Source organism: Bradyrhizobium sp. Ken51, assembly GCF_055807435.1.
Genome location: NZ_JBVVPB010000127.1, coordinates 1 through 696 on the forward strand (window position 1 = coordinate 1; position 696 = coordinate 696).

A 696-nucleotide genomic window follows, 5' to 3' on the forward strand; every position below is an offset into this window, starting at 1 on the left:
GAATTGTCGTTGTTGTCTCTGATGTGGATGCGATGCCGTCCCTAGACGGCGACTTCGGCCCTTTCGTTAGGAAGCGTGTGATCTCCGTCTCCAGCCAAGCGGTCGAGCCAGGTCTGATCAAGAAATGAGTTCCAGCTTCTCGGGCCGCGCAGAACAGCTCATAGATATCGCTCTCGCGATCACCGATATCGATGCATCGTCCCGGGTGGTCCAGCAGCTGCGTAGACGGTTTGAGATTCTCCGAGCGCCGGTCGCTCTCCTTGCTCGATGGGAATCCGGGTCGGATTGATCTGCTTTTTAAGCGCTGCGCCCCTTGAATTTCTTCCGGGTCCTGAATTTAACGGCCGTCATCCTAGCGGCAGCCCCTCAGTCGTCACCGCTAGGCTCGAGAGCATCAGGATGCCGCAAACCGTGTGCGATCTGCGGCGATCCGCCTTATCCCGTCCACTGTTCATGCTCTTGGTGATGCCAATCGCTTCTGAACTTTCGCGATGATAGCTAAATTCGGTTGTATCGTGCAGCACAAGAACCAGACCTTCAGCGGCGGCGGCACGATCACGAGTCGGTTGGAAATGGCCGGCCAGAATGTCCGCTTCGCTCACCCGGTAACTAGCGAACAAGCGGTAGGCTGCCTTGGTATTCGCCCAATCCTGGCAGACGAGCGGATTGCTTTGTCCCATGGCGCTTGTGCGTGAG

At 57.2% G+C, this 696-nt stretch carries 1 protein-coding gene; it reads right to left on the reverse strand.

Annotated elements, in window-relative coordinates:
- Window positions 1–347: 347 nt before the first annotated feature.
- A partial coding sequence (locus AC0L27_RS41115; protein ID WP_473323802.1) for a transposase DNA-binding-containing protein occupies window positions 348–696 on the reverse strand: 349 nt, incomplete at its 5' end.